Source organism: Bacillus salipaludis, assembly GCF_030938565.1.
GTDB classification, from domain to species: Bacteria; Bacillota; Bacilli; order Bacillales; family Cytobacillaceae; genus Neobacillus; species Neobacillus salipaludis_A.
In genome coordinates, this window is the sequence record NZ_JAVGVR010000001.1 from 316,376 (window position 1) to 337,140 (window position 20,765).

22 protein-coding genes are annotated in these 20,765 nt (G+C 43.4%); 5 read left to right on the forward strand and 17 right to left on the reverse strand.

The genetic code is table 11. From position 1 onward, the window contains the following. Window positions 1-78: 78 nt before the first annotated feature. The 3 genes from sigB to RCG21_RS01470 are packed head-to-tail and all read right to left on the reverse strand — an operon-like array spanning window position 79 to window position 1,631. Complete coding sequence (gene sigB, locus RCG21_RS01460; protein WP_133332957.1) at window positions 79-855, reverse strand: RNA polymerase sigma factor SigB; 777 nt, start codon at window positions 853-855, stop codon at window positions 79-81. Beyond that, window positions 821-1,303 carry an anti-sigma B factor RsbW gene (gene rsbW / locus RCG21_RS01465; protein WP_133332956.1) on the reverse strand — a complete coding sequence of 161 codons (483 nt, stop codon included), beginning with the start codon at window positions 1,301-1,303 and terminating at the stop codon, window positions 821-823. The genes sigB and rsbW overlap by 35 nt, the downstream gene beginning before the upstream one ends. Before the next feature lie 13 nt (window positions 1,304-1,316). Beyond that, on the reverse strand, window positions 1,317-1,631 hold the full coding sequence (locus RCG21_RS01470) for an anti-sigma factor antagonist (protein ID WP_133332955.1): 315 nt from the start codon (window positions 1,629-1,631) through the stop codon (window positions 1,317-1,319). Window positions 1,632-1,901: 270 nt separating this feature from the next. Here RCG21_RS01470 and RCG21_RS01475 point away from each other — a divergent pair, with 270 nt between their 5' ends. After that, on the forward strand, window positions 1,902-2,081 hold the full coding sequence (locus RCG21_RS01475; RefSeq protein WP_133332954.1) for a hypothetical protein: 180 nt from the start codon (window positions 1,902-1,904) through the stop codon (window positions 2,079-2,081). Between the two features lie 27 nt (window positions 2,082-2,108). Here the strand turns inward: RCG21_RS01475 and RCG21_RS01480 are convergent, their stop codons facing one another. Together RCG21_RS01480 and RCG21_RS01485 are read right to left on the reverse strand one after the other, a co-directional pair. Beyond that, on the reverse strand, window positions 2,109-2,960 hold the full coding sequence (locus RCG21_RS01480) for a CheR family methyltransferase (RefSeq protein WP_133332953.1): 852 nt from the start codon (window positions 2,958-2,960) through the stop codon (window positions 2,109-2,111). After that, on the reverse strand, window positions 2,957-5,683 hold the full coding sequence (locus tag RCG21_RS01485; RefSeq protein WP_235824707.1) for a CHASE3 domain-containing protein: 2,727 nt from the start codon (window positions 5,681-5,683) through the stop codon (window positions 2,957-2,959). The genes RCG21_RS01480 and RCG21_RS01485 overlap by 4 nt, the downstream gene beginning before the upstream one ends. 202 nt (window positions 5,684-5,885) lie before the next feature. Between RCG21_RS01485 and RCG21_RS01490 the strand changes: the two genes are divergently transcribed. Beyond that, window positions 5,886-6,350, forward strand: a complete 465-nt coding sequence (locus tag RCG21_RS01490) for a Dps family protein (protein WP_133332951.1) — start codon at window positions 5,886-5,888, stop codon at window positions 6,348-6,350. 92 nt (window positions 6,351-6,442) lie between these two features. Here RCG21_RS01490 and RCG21_RS01495 read toward each other — a convergent pair whose 3' ends face one another. The 3 genes from RCG21_RS01495 to RCG21_RS01505 form a co-directional block, all read right to left on the reverse strand. Beyond that, a complete protein-coding gene (locus tag RCG21_RS01495) occupies window positions 6,443-7,585 on the reverse strand; it encodes a fused response regulator/phosphatase (RefSeq protein ID WP_133332950.1) in 1,143 nt (380 codons plus the stop codon). Between the two features lie 137 nt (window positions 7,586-7,722). Next, complete coding sequence (locus RCG21_RS01500; protein WP_133332949.1) at window positions 7,723-7,932, reverse strand: hypothetical protein; 210 nt, start codon at window positions 7,930-7,932, stop codon at window positions 7,723-7,725. Window positions 7,933-8,083: 151 nt separating this feature from the next. Then, window positions 8,084-8,992 carry a magnesium transporter CorA family protein gene (locus tag RCG21_RS01505; RefSeq protein ID WP_133332948.1) on the reverse strand — a complete coding sequence of 303 codons (909 nt, stop codon included), beginning with the start codon at window positions 8,990-8,992 and terminating at the stop codon, window positions 8,084-8,086. Between the two features lie 114 nt (window positions 8,993-9,106). Between RCG21_RS01505 and RCG21_RS01510 the strand changes: the two genes are divergently transcribed. Continuing rightward, window positions 9,107-9,373 (forward strand): YbyB family protein, encoded by a 267-nt coding sequence (locus RCG21_RS01510; protein ID WP_235824706.1) that lies wholly within the window; start codon window positions 9,107-9,109, stop codon window positions 9,371-9,373. Between the two features lie 47 nt (window positions 9,374-9,420). Continuing rightward, window positions 9,421-10,128: a TrkA C-terminal domain-containing protein gene (locus tag RCG21_RS01515; protein WP_133332947.1), complete on the forward strand. Its 708-nt coding sequence runs from the start codon at window positions 9,421-9,423 to the stop codon at window positions 10,126-10,128. 194 nt (window positions 10,129-10,322) lie between these two features. Here the strand turns inward: RCG21_RS01515 and RCG21_RS01520 are convergent, their stop codons facing one another. After that, window positions 10,323-11,813: a mechanosensitive ion channel gene (locus tag RCG21_RS01520; protein ID WP_308912822.1), complete on the reverse strand. Its 1,491-nt coding sequence runs from the start codon at window positions 11,811-11,813 to the stop codon at window positions 10,323-10,325. A gap of 140 nt (window positions 11,814-11,953) precedes the next feature. Between RCG21_RS01520 and RCG21_RS01525 the strand changes: the two genes are divergently transcribed. Continuing rightward, window positions 11,954-12,124 carry a CsbD family protein gene (locus RCG21_RS01525; RefSeq protein ID WP_035423704.1) on the forward strand — a complete coding sequence of 57 codons (171 nt, stop codon included), beginning with the start codon at window positions 11,954-11,956 and terminating at the stop codon, window positions 12,122-12,124. A gap of 33 nt (window positions 12,125-12,157) precedes the next feature. Here RCG21_RS01525 and nuoN read toward each other — a convergent pair whose 3' ends face one another. The 8 genes from nuoN to RCG21_RS01565 all read right to left on the reverse strand — a co-directional run bounded on the left by nuoN (window position 12,158) and on the right by RCG21_RS01565 (window position 20,763). Then, entirely contained in the window at window positions 12,158-13,669 is a 1,512-nt protein-coding gene (gene nuoN, locus RCG21_RS01530; protein ID WP_133332945.1) for an NADH-quinone oxidoreductase subunit NuoN, read from the reverse strand. Between the two features lie 6 nt (window positions 13,670-13,675). Continuing rightward, a complete protein-coding gene (locus RCG21_RS01535) occupies window positions 13,676-15,187 on the reverse strand; it encodes an NADH-quinone oxidoreductase subunit M (RefSeq protein ID WP_308912823.1) in 1,512 nt (503 codons plus the stop codon). Beyond that, window positions 15,184-17,055, reverse strand: coding sequence for an NADH-quinone oxidoreductase subunit L (gene nuoL, locus RCG21_RS01540; protein WP_308912824.1), 1,872 nt, complete (start codon window positions 17,053-17,055; stop codon window positions 15,184-15,186). The genes RCG21_RS01535 and nuoL overlap by 4 nt, the downstream gene beginning before the upstream one ends. 195 nt (window positions 17,056-17,250) lie before the next feature. Further along, window positions 17,251-17,565, reverse strand: coding sequence for an NADH-quinone oxidoreductase subunit NuoK (nuoK, locus tag RCG21_RS01545; RefSeq protein WP_133332942.1), 315 nt, complete (start codon window positions 17,563-17,565; stop codon window positions 17,251-17,253). Then, window positions 17,562-18,080: an NADH-quinone oxidoreductase subunit J gene (locus RCG21_RS01550; RefSeq protein ID WP_026572701.1), complete on the reverse strand. Its 519-nt coding sequence runs from the start codon at window positions 18,078-18,080 to the stop codon at window positions 17,562-17,564. The genes nuoK and RCG21_RS01550 overlap by 4 nt, the downstream gene beginning before the upstream one ends. Continuing rightward, a complete protein-coding gene (gene nuoI / locus RCG21_RS01555; protein ID WP_026572700.1) occupies window positions 18,077-18,496 on the reverse strand; it encodes an NADH-quinone oxidoreductase subunit NuoI in 420 nt (139 codons plus the stop codon). The genes RCG21_RS01550 and nuoI overlap by 4 nt, the downstream gene beginning before the upstream one ends. Window positions 18,497-18,658: 162 nt before the next feature. Further along, complete coding sequence (nuoH, locus tag RCG21_RS01560; protein WP_026572699.1) at window positions 18,659-19,663, reverse strand: NADH-quinone oxidoreductase subunit NuoH; 1,005 nt, start codon at window positions 19,661-19,663, stop codon at window positions 18,659-18,661. Further along, a complete protein-coding gene (locus RCG21_RS01565; RefSeq protein ID WP_133332941.1) occupies window positions 19,663-20,763 on the reverse strand; it encodes an NADH-quinone oxidoreductase subunit D in 1,101 nt (366 codons plus the stop codon). Before RCG21_RS01565 ends, nuoH begins: the two co-directional genes overlap by 1 nt. Between the last annotated feature and the right edge of the window lie 2 nt (window positions 20,764-20,765).

Here is a 20,765-nt window from a genome sequence, read left to right on the forward strand (position 1 = left end):
TGATAAGGACCTAAAATTAAAATAAAAAAGCCGCACAACTATTTCCCTTAAAAATAGTCGTACGGCTTAGGTTCATTCTTAATGGACATTGCTTTCGATTTCCCTTCGCAGTTTTTCAATCGCCTTCTTTTGCAGGCGGGAAACATGCATCTGCGACATTCCCAATTGCTCAGCTGTCACCTTTTGACTCTTATTCTCCAAAAACGTACACTTCAGGATCTCCTTCTCCCGATCCGATAACACATGAAGACTGCTCTCAAGTACCAGCTTTTGGTCTACCCTTTCAAAACCTTCATCAGGCGAACCGATAATATCAAGCGGCGTCACCGTGCTGCCCTCAGACCCCGTTTCCGTTGGCTGATCAACAGATGCAGCTTGATAGTTTTTCCCCATCTCGATGGCCTCTAGGACCTCTTCTTCCGAAATCCCTATATAATCTGCAATTTCCTGGATTTTCGGTGAACGCTGATACAGAGTAGTGAGCTCGTCCACCACAGTTTTTACCTTTGGCCACAATTCCTTGATCCGCCTTGGGACATGGACACTCCACGTTTTATCCCGTAAAAACCGTTTTATTTCACCAATGACGGTTGGAATTAAAAACGCTTCAAAAGATTTGCCAAAACTTTCATCATATCTTCTAATCGATACCAATAGCCCAATCATCCCTACTTGAAAGAGATCTTCATGAAAGTGTTTCCCCCTTGAATATTTCCTTGCAAGACTCGCAATCAGGGCCGTGTATTGTTCTGTTAGCGCGGTTTGAGCTAACGGGCTCTCATTCTCCTGATACTCGCGAATCAGCTCATTGATTTCTTCCTTAGTTCGCTTCATGGCTTGAGATGGTTGTGTCATGATTATCACGCTCCCCACTTAAATGCTTCACCATGAAGACGGTTACGCCGGACGTGTTCGTTACATGGACTTCGTCCATGAGCGTTTCAATCAAATAGAGACCCAACCCTCCTTCTACAAGTTGATCCACGGTGCTTGACTTTGTATATGGGCCAAGTTCCTGTTTCGTCTTGGCAAAATTAAAGCTCTTTCCATAATCCGCTACCATCACTTCTAATTTGTCCTCATAAATTCCAAATCCTACCACCATTTCTCCTGCTTCGTCCTCACGGTAGGCATGCTGAACGGCATTTGTACAAGCCTCACTTACAGCAATTTTAATATCCTCAATTTCCTCATATGTATAGCCCATTCGGCTCGTGATCCCCGATAAGGTTAATCGGATGACACCCACATATTCTGGTTTTGCAGGAATCTTCATTTCAATATAATCCATCACTTGTTTCATCGTCCCCCACCCTTTATTCTGCAGAAATATGAATAATGTTGCTTATGCCTGTAATTTCGAAGAGTCGTTTTAACCGATCGGATAAATCAATCAGCTTCAGCTCTCCTTCATTTTTCTTCAATTGTTTAAATAAACCGATAAAGACTCCAAGTCCGGTACTGTCTAAATAAGAAACATCCTTTAAACTGACGGTTAGCGTCTTGTTTTTTCCTTCCGCTAGCGGCAACAGTTCTTCTCTTAGCTGTGGTGCCGTATAGGCATCAATTTCGCCGGAAACTTGGACAAAGGTTTCTTCATTATTCTGATGTTTATCTATTTTTAGATTCATTTCATGATCACCTCTGGATTATTTATTTGTTACATACCCGCCTCTTCAGAACCTTAAACCTTTTTTAAAAAAATTTTTTCAAGTTTATTTCCGCTCCAGATGCTTCGCTTTCCGTGGGCGGTCTGGGGAGCCTCCTCGTCGCTTTGCTCCTGCGGGGTCTCCCCTACCCCGTACTCCCACAGGAGTCTTCGCACCTTCCGCTCCAATCAATAAGTTTAAAATGTTTCAATAAAAATATAGGTGGTATATAAAAAGAAAGGAGTGATAGCAATGGATGAAAAGGTTAAATCTGCTCAATTCATTCAGGATTTGAAGGCTGCATCCAACAATAACAGCTCGATGGCTCAGAATTTGGACGAAATGAAAAAGCTTGGTAAAGAAATGAAGGAGCAAAAAACGGGCAGTGAGTTACGGGAAGAAAATCTCACCCCGGACCCGCTGCAAGATTAATCGAAACGGCCCTTAAACGGGGCCGTTTTACTTTTTCCGATAAATTCGTTCCTGCGAATTGAATTCCTCATAATGAATGTCTTTCGGGAGAAACAAGATCGATTCCTTACTGCCCAGGCCGATGAAGCCCGCATCTGCCAAACTGTTGTACATGAGGCGATGGACGTTCTGCTGAAGGTCGCTGTTAAAATAAATCATAACATTCCGGCACAAAATGACATGGAACTCATTAAACGAACTATCCGTTACTAAATTATGCTGCGCAAAAATCAGTTTCTCCTTCATCATCGGGCAAAAATAAGCAAACTGATGATCCGTCGTATAATATTCGGAAAAAGCCTTACTTCCTCCCGCAGCCAAATAATTTTTCGTATATTGCTGCATTTTCTTCAGCGGGAACGCTCCCTTTTGCGCCACCTTAAGCGCTCGATCATTCATATCCGTTGCATAGATGGTCGTTTTTTCCGCCAGCCCCTCCTCCTGCATGAGAATAGCCATGGAGTAAACCTCTTCCCCAGTCGCACAGCCCGCGTGCCAAATCCGAACTTCCGGAAGCGCGCGCAGCAATGGAACCACTTCTTGGCGAAACGCCGCAAAAAAGCTTGGGTCCCTGTACATTTCTGTCATCCGAATCGACAAATCATTGAGCAGCCGCTCTAAACAATCCGGTTCATGAAGCACTTTTTCCAATAGCGCCGTAATCGTCTTAAGCCTCTCCATTTTCATCCGGTTGGTAACCCTTCTGAATAATGAGGCCCGGACATAGTCGCGAAAGTCATAGCCATACATCTGATAGATGCCTTCAAGCAGCAAATTCATTTCAATATTCTGCAGCTCTGTCGGCGAAAACTCTTCGGTTTCTACGATTAATTCACTCATGATTGATTCACCTGCTCAGTCAGCCATACCCGCATCAACGAGAACAGCTGATCAATATTTAATGGTTTCATAATATAGTCAGATGCTCCTGCTTCCATACATTTGCTGCGTTCCCCTTTCATCGCTTTCGCGGTCAAGGCAATAATCGGCAAATGAACCATCTTCAGATCGTGACGGATTGCCTTCATCGCCTCATAGCCGCCCATCACCGGCATCATAATATCCATAAAAATAAGGTCAAAGTCGGTGTTGTCCCGCAAAATATCTAATGCCTGCTGCCCATTTTCTGCAATTTGCACCAGCATTCCTTTTCGTTCAAGCGCCGTCACAAGGGCGAAAACATTACGGGCATCATCGTCCACAAGGAGAACTTTTTTCCCTTTAAATAAGTGTTCAGACGACGGAGATTTTTTTTCAAAAGGAATTTGCGTCGCTGCTACTTCGTTGATCCCTGCCGCTGCCTCCTTAAGCCCCTGTTCTTCTTGCTGCACCTCAGACTCGAGTCTGCTCGGAATATAAATGGTAAATGTACTTCCCTTCTGCGGTTCACTTTCTAGCTTGATCAAACCGCCAAGTAAGCGGGTAAATTCGCGGCAAATCGAAAGGCCTAAGCCGGTGCCGCCGTATTGACGATTCGTCGTCCCGTCCACTTGTTGAAAGGCATCAAAGATAATTTGCTGCTTTTCAGCTGGAATTCCAATACCCGTATCCGTCACGGAAATCGCCATAACCGGTCCCTCCACCTCTAATTTTTCTGCAAAGTCTGGTGGGGCAAGCTCCATTCGTACCGTTACTGACCCTTGTTCAGTAAATTTAAAAGCATTCGATAAAAGATTTTTTAAAATCTGCTGCAATCGTTGTCCATCTGTCGAGATGACTGGAGGGACATCCGGATGCGTTACCACTTCAAACTTCACATTCTTTTTTGCTGCAACCGGGTCAAACATGTTTTTTAATAACTGCGGAAGCTCTGTAACATTCACTTCGTCTGTTAAAATTTCAATTTTTCCCGCCTCAATTTTTGATAAATCGAGGATATCATCGATTAACCTCAACAAATCCTCGCCGGCCGTGTACACCACACGTGAATATTCCTCGACCTCAGCATTGTCCATCTCCTGATTATTTTCTATCAGCATTTGCGAAAGGATGAGAATACTGTTCAACGGTGTACGCAGCTCATGTGACATATTCGCAAGAAAATCCGATTTATATTGCGAGCTCTGCTCAAGCTTCAACGAATATTCCACTAATTCATCCTTCGCTTTTTTCAGCTCTGCGGCCCGTTGTTCGGCATGATGGTTTTGCTCCTCTAAAAAGTCATTGGAGATTTGCAGCTGCTCTTGCTGCATTTGCAATTCCTCCGATTGCGCTTGAAGTTCTTCCGATTGTGCTTGTAATTCCTCTGTCATTACTTGGGATTCACTAAGCAGTCTCTCTACTTCCATCCGTCCGAGCACACTCGTAATCGATGAACCAAATTTATCTTGAAGCAGGTCCAATAAGGTGAGGTGCTGCGTTTGAAACGGCTGCAGTGCAGCGAACTCAACGACTGCCTCGACCTTGCCGTCCACCACGATAGGAGCAACTAGTAAATGGGTCGGTGAGGAAGCTCCGAGGCCGGAGGTTAGTTTGATATGATCTTCAGGCAAAGTGTCGATAAGAAAAATTCTTTGATCCAGGGCACATTGTCCCACCATCCCTTCCCCTAGGCGAAAGCTTGAGGCAACATCCTGATCTTTAATCGCATAGCCCGCTGTTTTGACAAAATGAACGCCTTGACCATCCGCCTTCCGCAAATAGACGACACCATAAACAGCATCGAGCAACGGGGCAAGCTTTGTGATAAAGGTTTGTGCCAGCACGGTGATATCCGTGATTCCCTGATACATTGTCGAGATTTCCGTCATACTTTTCTGGATCCAGCTTTGCTTCTCCAAACTGCTGAGGAGATTGTTCATCGCATCGGCCAGGTCACGGGTCTCATCACGGGTTTTCACTTTTATGCGTGTGGAAAGGTCGACTTTGGATTCAGTGATGCTTTGAATCGTTCTTACAACCTGCCTGATCGTTTTTACAATCGAGTTCCCCAGTGAAAATGCTGTTACTAATGTGATGATGGACACTAAGATGATAATCGTATAAAAAGTAATTTTTAAATTTATATTATTTTGATTCAGTTTATCAATCCGTTGCGCCGTCAACTGCTTTTCTTCATTGAGAAAGGAATCAAATTGTGTATTCAGCTGGTCGGTCAGTTTTTTTCCGGTATTTTCTTTAAAATGCCGATTTAATGCGGCTGTATCATTTGCCTTTTTCGCCTCAATCACATATTCCCCAGAGTTTTTGATCCAGCTTTGGATCAGCGGTTTGATTTCCTCGAGGTTATGCTTCTGGTTCGTGTTATGCATTAATAGCGAGTGAAGCTTATTATAATTAATCAGCCAGCTTCTGCTTCCGTCCTCATAGGGGTCGAGATATTGGTTATCTCCCGTGATGACATAGCCTCGCATGCCTGTTTCCATGTCGAGAACATTTTTTTGCAGCTGATTGACCAAGTCGTGGACTTGGATATCATGACTGGAAAGGAGGTCTGCCTCCTTCTGTAAATCTGTCATTCTATCATTGACGATTAGTAGAGAGATCCCGAGGCAAATCAGGATGGTTAAATAGCCTGTAATGATTTTTGCTGGAATATTGAATTTAATATTTTTTATGATCATCGCCCTCTTCCCGGTATCATTCGACAAGGATAACGCCATAACTCTACCATATTTTTCATATTAATTTTGGCGTTTACGACTATTGTTAGGCGAATTTTACCAATTTGAAAAATTTATGAAACATTCTTGTAAACTTGCTTTTTGTTTAGTCTGGGTGATGGACGGGTACTGAATAGATATCAAGTGAATGGAGGGATTTTTTATGGCTAATACAAAAACAAAAGACAAAACCGCCCAACTTACAAAGGCACTGGATCAGCAGGTGGCGAATTTCTCGGTTCTGTACATGAAATTGCATCATTATCACTGGTATGTCAAAGGAGAGCAGTTTTTCACGCTTCACCTAAAATTTGAAGAGCTGTATAAGGAAGCTGGTCTTCATTTTGATACGATTGCGGAACGAATGCTGTCGCTGCGCGCGCTGCCAACGGCAACCTTGAAGGAACAATTGGGGCTGGCTTCAATTAAAGAGGCATCCGGTGATGAGGATACAGCGGCAATGGTGAAGACGCTGGCCGAAGACTTTGAGATGATTTGCGGTGAGTTGACGGAGGGGATTACGGTCGCAGAGGATCATGATGATCAACCGACAGCCGATATGTTTATTGCAATCCGAACTTCGTTAGAAAAACACCGCTGGATGCTAGAGGCATTTTTGGAAGGGTAAAGGATTGATTAAAGCACACGAGGGGTCGTGTGCTTTTTTTGTTGACATGGGGACGGTTCTGTGACTTTTTAAACCAGAACCGTCCCCATGGCTCACGCTTTCGCTGAAATCATCACCAAGCACATATCATCCTTAGGCACATTCAGCGGCTCGGCGCTTTGCTGGATTTGCTGGAGGATCAAGGCAGGAGTATCATTTTCCTTTTCCTGCAACGTGCGAATAATTTTCGAAGTCGCATCCTCATACTCCTCCTCCAACCATTCCGACAATCCGTCCGTAAACAATAACAGCCTCGCCTCTTCTGAATAGTGAATAACCTCTTTGGCTACCTCAATATCCTCAAAAAATCCAATCGCACAACATCCTTCTGTCAAAAGCTTCACTTCATTATCGACAATCGCAATCCCCGCCGGATGGCCCGCATTCACATACTCAATGGTCTGCTGCTCCGTATCAAGGACAAAATATATCGCTGTAAAATAATAGTTGATCAAACTATCCGGGAAATGAAGCTGATTCATCCGGCGATTCAACTCCTTCATCACCGACTCGGGATCGCCAAACTCTACAATCGTATCCTTTAAAACCGAATAGATATACATACACATGAGCGAAGAAGAAATCCCATGCCCCATCATATCAAGCAAAATCACCGCATAGCGGTTAGGGCTAATCTGGTGCCAGGCATACAAATCACCGGCAAGTTCAAAAGACGGACGATAGACCGCCGAAATCGAAACCTTTTCATCCTGAATTGGATGACTGAGCATACTTAACTGTACCTGTTTCGCCAAATCCAACTCAAACTGAATCCGCCGGTCGCGTTCCTTTCGTAAATCCTTCTCCTGTTTTAACCGGAGAACAGAACGAATTCTTGCCAGCAGCTCAATTTTATTGATGGGCTTCATCACGTAATCAAGGGCACCAGCATCCATCGCCTCCGCCATTTTATAGGAATCACCCATTGCCGTTACAAAAATAATCGGTAGGTCCTGATACCGCTCCTGAGCGAGAATCGTCCGGCACGCCTCGACACCATCAATTTCCGGCATCATCAGATCCAGCAAAATTAAATCGACCGGGACCTCCGCCGTTTTCGGTCCATCCAGCTGCAAATATTCATATAATTCTTTGGCAGATGAAAGCTTGACGATGCGATCATAGCCGTCTTTTTGCAGGATTTTTTCGATAATCATTAAATTCGTCAGATTATCGTCCACAATGACAATATTCATCGTCTCCCCCCTTTTCGTTCACACCTTCTATGTATCTAGTTTTATCTTAGCATGACAACCGTACGAAAACAGCGAGAGACAGCTCGGTCTCTCGCTTATCTATTTATTCAACTCCAGGAAATCCCAGAGAATATTTCCTAATCCCTATTTTGCTCAATATTATAACCAGAATCGGATCCCCCGCCATTTTGACTTTTCTGATATTGATATTTTTCATTATCATACTGTGAAGCGGTTCTTCTCATTCTATCCTCATCTACTTCTCTATCATGATGGTTAACAGCATCTTGTCCCTCTTGAAGACCTGCTTCCTCGATACTCTTTTCATCATATAAATTCTTAGCCATTTTCCATTCCTCCTCTTTTTTTAAATTGCTGCCTCTCATTTCCTGCCTTTTCACGAGCACTTACTGAATTTGCAGCTGCATATTTCAACCACCCTCTTTCCTTTGCTAGCCTTATTAGGGTAATACCCCCCTTTTCCAGTACTTAAACACATTATTTAAAAAACGAACCCTTTCTTTTTCCTTTCAACAAATCGCCTGTCCAGCCTTTTATCTTTAAATAACCGTATAGCAAAAGTGTTGAGACAATCGTGATGATAATCGAAAAAAGGTAGCCATACTTCCACCCAAGCTCAGGCATATGCTTGAAATTCATTCCCCATAGGGCCCCAAATGCCATAATCGGGGTAAAAATCGTCGTAATCACGGTTAGAGTTTTCATAATTTCATTACCACGATGGGAGGAGATGACTTCTTCCAAATTAATCATCGAATCGAGCTCATGTTCATACTCATTCAGAAGCGCAAAGGCCCGTTCCATCCGCTTAGAGCTGCAGAAATAAATCTCCTCATTACCACCCTTATGAAGATTGACTTCCTCGATTGCCATGATCAACTCCTTTATAGGGATTAAGAGATTTTTCCACACCAATAACTCATGTCTTTGGCGATACAACAGTTCAAGAATCCTCGTTTCATTCCGTTTACGGACGCTCCAAATTAAGGTTTTAAGCGATTCTTCAAATTGGTCAACCTCTCCTAACATTTCATTCAATAACTCTCCTAAAAATAATAAAAAGCCATCAACCGCCGTTTCCGACTTGTCCATTTCTTTTAACGGAAAAGTGCTCCATTCAAGATCAACCGTTACCCATTTTTCATTCGTTAAATAGAAATGGAAAATCTTATTATCTTGTTCCTCTTTAAAGCTTTGCTGATAAATCAGCGAGGCATGCATCGCCTTTTCTCCATTTTCGAGCACTTCCACCCGAAGGCAGTTACTCTTATTTTTCCGAACCCGTTCCAGCCATTCACTTTGAAGCCCCTCCATCGCCCCACGTTCAATCTCGCATTTATTTAACTGAATCCACTTCCACTTGTTCTCACCCAATACTTTTTCCATCGCAATCTCCTTTTTTCTAGTTAATCCCCGTTTTGATGTAGATTAAAACGTTTCATCAGCTAAAAGAGCGGGTATGGATAAGTAAGCTTCAAAATTTTGAGGAGGTAGGATAATATGAAACGAAGTATTGGAATGACTTCACTCGTGGTGGCAGGAGTTGGCGCTTCGGCAATGTGGTTATCCAATAAACCGAATCGCATTAAGGCAGAGAATTTTTTAAGGACATGGAAACGAAAGATTATGCCGACTGTTTTTGAAAAAAGCGAACAACTACCAATTCATAAAGGCGGTCACCCGCATCCACATGATATAGAGGATAATAAGATGGTGGATGAAGGCGCGATGTATTCAGTGAAATTTTATAATGAGAAAATCCAATAAATAGTTGGGGCGCATTTTGCCCCAACTTTTTTTATGAGAGGTGAAAAATGACTTTACTCTTTTTGCTGATCTATTTCATCATTATTGTCGCCGTCATTGAAATTTTCGTGATCTTATTTCGGCTAACCGGCCTGAAGGTAGAGATTTCGCGGTTTCAAGTTATTTCCTTGATGACCGGCACTGGATTTACCACCGATGAATCGGAACTTATATTGGGACACCCGATCCGCCGCAAACTGGCGACCTTTCTCATTTTGTTTGGAGCGTTTTCTTTAGCCGTGATTATCTCATCAATCAGCCAATTTTTATCGAAGGGGCTGCAGGCGAAAGAGATTTTTTTCCTCGCAGCTATGACCATGCTCGTTTATCTGGTCCTAAAGCTAACCTGGCTGCAACGAAAATTATCAAGTTTATTCAATCGAAAAATGCAGCAGAAAGTAGAGCTCGCTGATTTACCAGTTCGGGAGATTTTTTTGAAAAGTAAAGAAGATGTTTTGCTTTATCTTCATATTTTCAGAGAATCCAAGCTGGCTGGACATACCTTTAATCAAATGATAGAAGACTTGGATCAACTAGAGCTCAATATCTTGTTTATCCAACGCGGCAAGGTGAAAATTAGAAGAAATTTATTGGATACACCCCTCCATGAAGGCGATCAAGTCCTGTTATTTGGCACGAAAAAGGCAATTTATGAAGCAGTTCATGAAGATTTAACGATAATGAAAGAAAAAGAAGCTGAAGAAGAACTCCTTTGAGGACTTTTTCAGCTTCTTTTTTAGTATTTTGGGTATAAAATTACGCTCTATCAGCGATTTTTGAGTTTTATCAGCGAATCGGAGTGGTTTATCAGCGAATTAAAGGGTTTTATCAGCGAATTGAGCGCGTTTATCAGCGAATCATAAATCTACAATAACAATAATCCGGACCCCTCCAAGTCCGGAATATAATACTAATTATTTTTCCCCTCACTTAGCTTCTCATCAAGCTTCCGCAAATATTTCCCAGCAAACTCTTTTCCGCCGATCCCAAACGCAAGACCGAACGCGAGCGCCAAGCCGCCTAAGACAAGGATAAATGCAGCATTCACAATCGAATGAGCCACACCCAATTGATCCAATGCCATAAACACGGTAATCGCAAAAATCGTATATTTCGCTACCGCTGCCAGTGTTCGTGCGTAGCGGTGCTGCAGAACATTTTGCAGGACACGCCCGACTAATTGACCTAAATATAGGCCAACCCCGAGAATGACCATCGCCGCCAATAGCATTGGTAAATAAGCAATCACACCCGAAGCCAAGGTCACTAAGAAATTTAAATGGACAATTTGCAAGGCCTCTGCCGTAAACAACAATACCACAATGATTTTAACAAGCAATCCAACCACTTGTGAAAGCGTATATCTTGATTTCTCCGGAGTTAGTGAACCGATGCCCATTTGATGAAATAGACTATCAAACTTCAAACGCCATAGCATTCGTGCCACCATTTTTTCTAACCATTTTCCAACCCATAGACCTGCTAAAATAAAGACAATGGCCACCAAAACATTTGGAATCAGTGTCAATACATGATGCAACATCGCAATTGCCGGATCGGAAATCCCTTTTAAGTCCAGCTTTTCCAGTGCTGATATAATCGCCGGAATTAACACGAGTACAAACGCAATATTCCCAATCACACCCGATAGATTGTCCATCAGCCCCATTCGCTGGCCAATTGAATCCATTCCAATACTCTTTAATAAATTCGTTACAATATCACGCACGATCTTCGCAATCAGCCAGCCGATGAATCCAATCAGTGCTGCAGCAAACAGCTTTGGAATAAATGATAACATCGAACTTAGGGCATGTGAGAATGGGTCCGAAATCCCCTCCATATGTAATGCCCCTAATACAGCCGGTAAAAATAACAATAGGATAAAATAGAATAGCCCTTTTGCAATACTATTAATAACATTAAATGCATCCACTTCACTCTTGTTCATTTTCCATTTTACAAGGTGGCGTTCGAAATGAAACATGGAAGCCATTTTAATAAAGAGCATACGAACTAGATAGGCAACGACCCAAGCCAGCAAGAGGATCAGCGCTGCTTTTAATAGATTCGGAATCGCCCCTGTCAAAGTGGAGACCATTTTGACAAGCGGTGCTGCAATTAAGCCGAGGTTCAGCATATTAAAGAAGATGATCCAGACAAAGACTAGTAAAAGATAGTAAACGATTTTTCCGATAATGACTTCCGATGAAACCTTTCTTTTTCCAATATTGGAGAATAGCTTATTATCGAGATTTGTTTTCTTTAGCCCCGCTTCGACTGCCTTACCAATCGCTTTTGCGACAAGCCAGCCTACCAGTAAGACGAGAAGTGCAAGCAATACATTCGGGATTTGCTGGAGGTAGTAGGACCAGCCATTCATCATTTGATTTAGATTCATTTTTCCATCTCCTTTTCTCGCATTTGCTTGCTATATGTCATACCCCGTCATATTATCTTTAAACATTTCCACTATCAGGTTTAGCCCATTTTCCAAGCGGGTATTTACCAATTGAAACCAAAACAAAGGAGGAAGTTAACATGAATAAAGAAACAGTAAAAGGCAATCTTGATCAGGTCAAAGGTGAAGCCAAGGAGCAATGGGGCAAATTAACGGATGATCATTCGAAGGAAGCAGAAGGAAAAGTGGATAAAGTAAAAGGGAAAATAAAAGAAGGCTATGGTGAAGTAAAGGATGAAATCGAACGCTAAATAACACAAAAAGAGGCCCGCGGGCCTCTTTTTTTATTGCAAAAAGTCTGCAAACTGATTGAAGTGGTTGTGCAGGAAGTCTAGAGCCAGGTTTGGCGCAACTCCAAATAGCACAGATGCCACGACAGCGACGATTAAGACAACCAAAATTCCAAATGGAATATTGAACTTGCTTTCGTCAGCAGCCGGACGGAAGAAGATTTGCGTCATGACACCGAAATAGTAGAAGTACGATATAACCGTTGTTGCGATCATAATCGACGCTAATACATAGTGGGATTCACCCGCAAAGGTTCCGATAAAGATATTAAGCTTTCCGATAAATCCGGCCGTGCCCGGGAAACCTGCTAACGAAACAAGTAAAATTCCCATCGCAACTGCAAGAACCGGCGAACGGCGATAAAGACCGGCATAATCGGCAATCCGTTCAGTACCTGTTTTTTCCGAAACCAATTGAATCACAGCGAATGCGCCAAGATTCATGAATAAGTAGGCAAGCAGGTAGAACCAGATGGCATCGAACATGATAAAGTTCATCGATGCAAATGCCACAAGGATGTAACCGGCATGGGCAATACTTGAGTAAGCAAACATTCTTTTAATATTCGTCTGTTTCAAGGCAACGACGTTCCCGATAATCATCGTTGCTGCCGCGATAAAGCTGATGTAATCCTGCATTTTATATAAAATTGGTGCAGAACCAGGGCCTTCCGATGCAGCCACGCCGAATACGGATAACAAAATACGGATGACAATCACGAAACCGGCTGTTTTTGAAACAACGCTCAAAAATGCGGTAACAGGTGTTGGTGCTCCCTGATAAACATCTGGTGCCCACATATGATAAGGTGCAGCCGCAAGCTTAAAGGATAAACCAACGAAAATCATCAAAAATGCTAAGCCTAGCAAGTAGACATGCTGCCCGTCCGCAAGACTTTGCAGCTGTCCGGCAATCGAGAGTAAATTCGTTGTGCCAGTTAAACCATACACATAGCTCATCCCGAACAAGGTAATCGCAGTGGAAATGCCGCCATTGATGACGTATTTCATTGCCGATTCATTCGAGGCGTCATTTCGTTTGCGCATCCCTGCAAGGATATAAGATGAAATCGAGAGCAATTCTAGACCGATAAATAATGTAATCAAGTCTCCGCTTGAAGTCATAACCATCGCGCCGAGCAAGGCTGTTAAAAACAGATAGAAAAATTCGCCGTGATATTCCTTCATTCCGTCTTTCGGTTCATAGCTGACCGCTAAGAACATGACTAGAGCGGCACCAACAAGAAGCAAAACTTTAAACGCCTTGCCAAAACCATCAAGACGGAAGGTGTCATTTAAAATCGAAACCGTTCCTTGGTCAATCATTCCCATTACCGAAATCAAAGCGGCAAAAATACCGACAATCCCAATCCAGCCAAGAATTCTGCGATCCTGATTTTTCGGCATAAATAAATCCAGAAGGGTTAGGACGGCAGCAACGCCAACGATGATGAATTCCGGTGTCATAGCGCCCCAGTTAAATGATTCCAATGCTTTGATATCCATCCTTCATCACCCTCCTATCCCAAGCAATATAGTTTCAAGTGTGGCATGAAGTGGTGAGCTTAGAACACTTGGATAAACACCGATTAACACGATTAAAGCAATCAAAACAACAACCGGTACAATTTCAACACCTTTTAGATCGACAACACCGGTAAATTCGCGATGTGCCTGGCCATAGGTAATCCCGAGAACGGCACGAAGTAAATAAACGGCAGTCATGATAATCCCGATGGTCCCAACGGCTGCAATCACTGGCATTTCTTTGAACAAGCCAAGGAACGCCATGAATTCGCTGACGAATCCGGACATACCAGGAAGTCCGAGTGAGGCAAGACCACCGGCAAGCAAGAAGCCTGCAGCTCGCGGCATCCCTTTCGCCATCCCGCCAAGATTTTCAATTAAAGATGTATCCGTGCGCTCGTAGAACACACCGACAAGGAAGAACAATAAAGCTGAGATTAACCCGTGGGAAACCACTTGGAAAATCGCCCCTTGAATCCCCGCTTCATTCATCGCCGCAAGACCGATTAACACGATTCCCATGTGAGAAATCGAAGAATAGGCCAAAACCATTTTGAAGTCGGATTGAATGAATGCCAAGAAAGCACCATACAAGAGATTGATTACCCCAAGGATGGCCAGCATGACGGCAAGCTTATCAAACTGCGCCGGGAAGATTCCCATTCCGAAACGAATCAAACCGTATGCACCGATTTTTAGTAGAATACCAGAGTGAATCATCACCACTGACGGCGGTGCTTGTACGTGAACGCGGAGCATCCAGCTGTGCAATGGGAAAATTGGTAATTTTACACCAAAGGCAATGAGCAAGGCAATAAACAAGCCCATCTTTAAATCTCCCGAAATCGGACCGCCTTTGACATTAACAATATGCTGTAATTGCTCAATATTCGTGGTTCCTGTTTTTGAAAACAAGATCATAATCGCGATTAATAATACCGCAGAACCTAATCCATTGTAGATTAAGAAGCTGAATGCGGCTTTTTCTTTTTCAAAATAACCCCATTTTCCGATTAAGAAGAAGGTTGGAATTAGGGTTACCTCGAAGAAGATAAAGAACAAAATTAAGTTTTCCGCTGTAAATACGCCGAGCATGCCAATTTCTAAAAGAAGGAACAGCATGAAGTAGCCTTTCCATTCTTTTTTCACAAATTGTGCCGCACCAATCGCTGACAACGTCGCAATCACCGCTGTTAATACGACTAATAACAGCTGGAAGCCACCGATCGCAAGCTCGTAACGAACCGATAACAAATCCTTTGCGGCACCAGTTAGATTCCCAAATTTAATCCATGGAACCGATACGGAAAAGTCCGCTAGGTTTTTACCTGCTTGATAATGTAAATACACGGCAAGTGCCAGGAGCAAGGCCGGCAATGTAGCAAGGAAGCCAATCGCTTTGATTGCTTTTTCCGCTGTCTTTGGCATGAATGCTAAAATCACAATCCCTAGTAACGGGGAGAATACTAGGATTGAAAGAACGGATGTTAAATTCATTTTAAGTACCCCCCTGTTAACGCAAAGATGACAGCTAGAACGGCAAGACCCACGAAGGCAACTGCACCATAGGTTTGAACCTGTCCGGTCTGCATTTTCGAACCGGATGCTCCAAGTCCCTGTACAAACCCGACAACCCCCTTCACAATTCCCTCAACAATAAAGGTATCAATGAACTTAAGGAAGTAGCTGATTCCGGTTGTAACAGCAACCACTGTCATTTGGTAAAATTCGTCGATGTAATATTTGTTTAACAAAATTGTATGCAGCATATCGCCAGTTCCACTCAACCAGTTGCGTGATACTGAGCGTTTACCGTAGATCAACCATGCAAGGTAAATTCCGAGCAAGGAGACAACGGTTGCGGCAATCATAATCCACACAGGCGCTTCTACATGGGCGTGTGCTGCCAAGGTTTCGTTTCCATCCACTAACCAGTCGCCAAGAAATTCTCCGAACCATGGTGTATTAACATAACCACCAATTACCGCTAACACGCCAAGAATAATCATTGGAATCGTCATATTGGATGGTGATTCATGAACATGCTTTTGGTCACCGCGCGCTTCACCGGTAAACACCATGAAGAACAAGCGGAACATATAAAATGCTGTAAAGAAAGCCGCAATCAGCGCCAATACGAAAAGGATTGGATGGCCGCCTTCCCATGCGGATGCTAAAATTTCATCTTTACTAAAGAAACCTGATAAAAGTGGAACCCCACTAATGGCAAGCGTTCCGATTAAGAATAATGGTCCTGTCAGACGAAGCTTTTTCCAAAGGCCGCCCATTTCCTCGATGTTTTGCGTATGTACCGCATGGATGACACTACCTGCTGCTAGGAACAGCAATGCTTTAAAGAATGCATGTGTCATTAAGTGGAACACACCCGCCACATAGCCGGCAGATCCGAGGGCAAGCATCATGTAGCCAAGCTGGCTGACGGTTGAATAGGCTAATACCCGCTTAATATCTGTTTGCACAAGACCGATGCTTGCGGCAAAAATCGCTGTAATCCCGCCGATCACGGCAATGACAAGCAGCGCTGTTTTACTTGCTAAGAACAATGGGAATAGTGCTGCAACTAAGTAAACCCCGGCAGCAACCATTGTTGCGGCGTGGATTAAGGCCGAAACTGGTGTCGGGCCTTCCATCGCATCAGGCAGCCACGTATGAAGCGGGAACTGACCTGATTTACCAACAGCCCCGATAAAGATCAGAATAGCTGTTAAGGTGATCATCGATTGTGAAACAGCACCGTTTTGGACGGCAGCAAAAATTTCACTATATTCAAAGCTTTTCGTTTCCCAGAACAAGAGGATCATCCCGATTAATAGCCCAACGTCCCCGATACGGGTCATGATGAAGGCCTTTTTGGCAGCAGCCCTTGCCTCTTCTTTGTAAAAATAAAAACCGATTAAGAGGAAGGAACCGACACCGACAAGCTCCCAGAAAATATAGGTTTGCAATAGGTTTGGTGAAATGACCAGACCAAGCATTGCAAAGGTAAATAGTCCTAAATAGGCATAGAATACGTGGAACCGCTCGTCACCATGCATGTACCCTTTTGAGTAGGTATGTACTAAGCAACTTACGAGCGATACAATCACTAGCATTAATGCATTTAATTGGTTCACTTCAAAGCCCGCTGTTAAATGAAGATCTCCTATCGTCAGCCAGTCTGCCTTTGTCATATAGGTTGGCTCTGTGAAGCGTTCAAAGAGCACTAACACCGAATAAACAAGCGATGCCAATGTGAGCAGAATTCCCACATATGCACTCGCCTCCTTCAGGCGCTTCCCGAAAAGAAGAAGGAGCACAAACGATAATAGCGGGAAAAGCGGTATGATCCATGCATTTTCCATCAATATCACGATCCCCTTTTTTAAACGCGCTACCGCTGTAAATTTTATAAAATTGCGCGTCAGATTGGGCCCGCTAAAAATAGCAGGACAGATAAAGGTGTGGTCAAGACCACTTACCTCCTCACAGGTTATAAAACACTACCTGCGCATTCATTCACAAAATATTCAAGATTTCCCAGTTGAAAATCTCTTGTTTGATTAGTTTTTCAATTTGTCCATTTCGTCAATGTTTACCGTCTTACGGTTGTTGTAAAGCGAAATGAGGATGGCTAATCCGACGGCTGCTTCGGCTGCGGCTACGCAGATGGCAAATAGGGCAAAGATTTGTCCGGTGATGGACGGTGCTAAGCCGTATTTACTAAAAGTAACCAGGTTGATGTTAACAGCATTCAGCATTAATTCAATTGAGATTAGGACAATTACGGTATTGCGTTTTGTTAAGGCACCGTACAATCCGATGCAAAATAGAATCAGCGCAAGGGCCAGGAAGGCTGAAGCAGGAACTGAACTCATTCGTCGTCCGCCTCCTTCTTGTCTTTTTTCGCTAAAACAATCGCCCCAACCAATGCCACTAAAAGTAAAACAGAGGTTAACTCAAATGGAATCACCCATTTTGAGTAAAGAGCTTTACCGATTTGCATGGTGTTATTTTCATGCAAAGTGGTAGGAACTTGTTCGATATTGAAGTTATAGATCCCAATGTATACGGCAAATGCGAAGCCTACAACCCCTAAGAACAATAGAAACTTTCGGAGTTTGCCAGTTGTTGGTTCACTTTCGTCATCATGCTTCGTTAACATGATTCCAAAAAGCATAATGATGGTAATCGCACCTGAATAAATTAAGATTTGGACACCTGCAACGAATTCTGCTGACAGCATAACATAGATGCCGGCAATGGCAACGAAAGTGAATATGAGGGCAACGACCATGTGCATAACCTTTGTCAGGTTTAAAAGCAGCACACCACCGATGACCGCAGCCAAGGCAAGACCCAAAAATGCGAGAAACTCGCCTGAAAATGTCATGGTTTATTCACCTGCCGTATGTTTTCGTCGTTTTCATCTAACCATTCAAGGTTTTTAAATAGAGCATCCCTGCTGTATTCAGCAAGCTCAAAGTTATTGGTCATGATAATCGCTTCTGTCGGGCACACCTCTGTACATAGATCACAAAGGATGCAGATTTCAAAGTTAATATCATAGGTATCGATGATTTTCCCTTTTTTCGTTGGATCCGGGTGTTTTTTACCGACTAAATCAATACATTCGGTCGGGCAAATGTTCATGCACTGGTTACAGACGATACATTTTTCCGGATAGAATTTTTGAATGCCGCGGAACCGGTCAGGCAGTGGCAGCGGCTTATTTGGATAGTCATAGGTGACCTTTTCTTTTGTTAATTGTTTTAGGGTATATTTCAAGCCTTTTGCTAATCCAAGCACGTTTTTCACCCCTTTTATCATTTTAAAGTTTGCTTTTCTGCCAAACGTGAGGCAGTCAAGTATGGGACAACTCAAGTCTCGCAACGAGAAATGGGTTCCTTTTTAAAAAGGTCTTAATCAATTGGTGTTAATCTCCGCTCCAATCAGCCTTTAACACATTCTTTAAAAAAATAAGGTTTTGATTAGGGCGGTTAGGAAGATGTTTGCCAGGGATACTGGCAGTAATACTTTCCAGCCCATTTCCATCAAGTGGTCGGCACGCAGACGCGGGAACGCTACACGGAACCAGATGTAGACGAATAGGACGACAGCAAATTTAAGTGCGAACCAAACTGCTCCTGGGATAAATCCAAGGAAATGGAATGGTGGCAGCCATCCGCCAAGGAAGATGGTCACAATGAGTGACGTCATCGCAAATAGGTACACATACTCGGCCAGCATGAAGAATGCCCAGCGGAAACCTGAGTACTCGACGTGGTATCCAGCGACAAGCTCTGATTCCGATTCCGGAAGGTCAAATGGTGTCCGGTTTAATTCTGCGACCGATGCGATTAAAAAGACGATAAAAGCGATTGGCTGTAATAGGATAAACCAGCCATGGCTTTGTTGGTGCACGATATCGTTTAAGTTTAAGCTGCCGGTGATAAGGATGATTCCCACCACTGACATGACAAGCGGGATTTCATAGGAAATCATTTGGGCTGCCGCACGCATTCCTCCGATAAGGGCGTACTTGTTGTTTGAAGCCCAGCCGCCGGTTACGACTCCAAGTGTGGTTAACCCGGAAACCGCAATGTAGTAAAGCAAGCCGACACCGATATCAGCAAATTGAAATTTGTCGGTAAACGGAAGCGTTGCCAGCACCATGAACGATGGTGCAAACGCAATGACCGGCGCCAAAATAAATAATGGACGGTCCGCAAGTGTCGGAATAATATCTTCTTTTAATAATAGTTTCAAGACGTCCGCAACGGTTTGCAAGAGTCCCCAGCGGCCGCCGACTTGGTTCGGACCGTGGCGGAGCTGCATGTACCCCATGACTTTCCGCTCTGCTAATATCCCGTAGGTAACGAAGCCAAGCACGACTAAAAGTAAAATGACTCCGAGTAAAAAGAAGATGAGAAAATTGAACAATCCAGGACTTGATTGGAGCAAATTATTAATCATTAGCCGTCAACCTCCCCAAGGACAATATCTATGCCCCCTAAGATGGCGATGAGGTTTGCGATATTTTCTCCTTTTAATAGTTTAGGGAGAATTTGCAGATTGTAGAAGGATGGCCTTCTCAGCTTTAAGCGATATGGCTCTTTCTTACCATCACTGCTAATATAAACGCCAATCTCTCCGCGTGGTGCTTCGATTCTGACATATGCTTCACCTTTAGGCGCTTTGATGATTTTTGGCACTTTCGCGAGTATGTCCCCTTCTGCCGGGAATTGTTCGCAGGCCTGCTCGACAATTTTCAAGGACTCTTCAATTTCCTTCAGGCGCAGCTGGTAGCGTGCCCAGACATCCCCGCCGTCAAGGGTCGGAACATCAAAATCAAAACGGTCATAAATCGAATATGGTTCGTCCTTGCGCAGATCCCATTTAACACCGGTACTGCGAAGGTTTACACCGCTAAGGGAATAATTGAGTGCATCTTCTTTTGTGTATTTTCCAACGCCCTTTACACGGCTAAGGAAAATTTCATTTCCGGTAACTAGGTCATGGTAGCCTTTGACTTGTTCTCTCATGTAAGGGACAAAGTCTTTAACTCTTTCGACCCAACCTTCTGGAGCATCCCATTTGACGCCTCCAACACGCATATAGTTAAAGGTTAAGCGGGCACCAGATAATTCGTTTAGGAAATTCAAGATCATTTCCCTGTCGCGGAAAGCGTATAGGAATGGACTGACGGCCCCCATATCGAGGAGGAAGGTTCCCCACCACAGGATATGGCTTGAAATCCGCCCTAATTCCATCGCAAGAATCCTTAAATATTCAGCCCGTTCTGGTACTTTAATTCCCATCATCGTTTCGACTGCATGACAGAGAACATAGTTGTTCGTCATCGCTGATACATAATCCAAGCGGTCTGTATAGGGAATGATTTGAGTATATTGCAGGTTTTCAGCAAGTTTTTCTGTTCCGCGGTGTAAGTAACCGATAACAGGGTTTGCTTCGGTAATAATTTCCCCATCGATTTTTACAACAAGCCGGAATACTCCGTGCGTACTTGGATGCTGAGGACCTACGTTTAACATCATTTCTTCTGTTCTGATCATTG